Raw genomic sequence first — 588 nt, forward strand, 5'->3', positions numbered from 1 at the left:
CCTTCATCGTCGCCGGCGGCTATAATGGATTCAGCTACGCGGACATCGCCGAGGTGGTTGGCATCCGCAAAGCCAGCATCCACCACCATTTTCCCAGCAAGGTCGACCTCGCGCAGACCTTGGTCAGGCGCTACCTCAGGGATGCTGTTGCGGGCATGGGAGACCTTGAACGCAACGTCCCCGAGCCGCCTGAGTTGCTTCGAACCTATGCCGGCATCTGGGCCCGGTGCATCGAGGATGCGAGCATGCCGTTCTGCGTCTGCGCACTGCTTGCCAGTGAACTTCCGGCCCTTCCGCCAGAGGTTGCCGTGGAGGTGCGAGCATACTTTCAGTTTCTCTCGGGATGGCTGACCGGCGTCATCGAGCGCGGTGCCGAGGAAGGCACACTGGCAATTTCCGCTTCGCCACGCGTTGAGGCCGAGGCTTTCATGGCGACCGTGCATGGCGCAATGCTGTCCGCGCGAGCCTATGGCGATGTCYTGACCTTCGGCATGATCCTGACGCCGACGCTKCAGAAGTTGATYCCSGCGAYCGATTGACGTCGGAATCCCGCATGTTCCAATCTAGGCAGSGCCGCGCGAGAGCACG

General features: G+C 62.0%; 1 protein-coding gene. It reads left to right on the plus strand.

What is annotated here, in order from left to right:
- Positions 1-5: 5 nt before the first annotated feature.
- The gene (locus AC1DX0_RS36835) at positions 6-539 is read left to right on the plus strand and encodes a TetR/AcrR family transcriptional regulator (RefSeq protein WP_477359584.1); all 534 of its coding nucleotides are present in this window, start codon (positions 6-8) and stop codon (positions 537-539) included.
- Positions 540-588 lie beyond the last annotated feature (49 nt).

The organism is Mesorhizobium sp. P3_A9 (assembly GCF_056402975.1).